The organism is Paenibacillus sp. EKM10P, from assembly GCF_011800655.1.
Lineage (GTDB): Bacteria > Bacillota > Bacilli > Paenibacillales > Paenibacillaceae > Paenibacillus > Paenibacillus polymyxa.
The window spans coordinates 1-275 of the sequence record NZ_JAALET010000117.1 but is presented as its reverse complement, the minus strand read 5'-3'; the positions used below and the strand labels follow the sequence as shown (position 1 = coordinate 275).

Genomic DNA, 275 nt, shown 5'->3' with positions numbered 1-275 from the left:
GGGGATATTCCAGGTGTGGAGCACATGATCGGGCTATTTATCAATACAATTCCAGTGCGTGTGCAGTCTGAACCAGGTGAAAGCTTTGTTGAGCTGATGAAACGAACACAGCGGCAGGCGCTGGCTTCCAATGCCTACGACGCGTTCCCGCTGTATGAAATTCAAGCGCTGACCGAGCAGAAGCAGGATTTAATCAATCATATTATGATATTTGAGAATTATCCGGTGGAGCAGCAGGTAGAGCAACTGGGCAGTGATGGACAGGATCCCTTCAC

At 49.1% G+C, this 275-nt stretch carries 1 protein-coding gene; it reads left to right on the top strand.

Features of this window, described 5'->3' with window-relative positions:
* Positions 1 to 24 precede the first annotated feature (24 nt).
* Positions 25 to 275, top strand: a 251-nt coding sequence (locus tag HFE01_RS26705; RefSeq protein ID WP_397364221.1) for a condensation domain-containing protein, incomplete at its 3' end; no start/stop codon positions are given.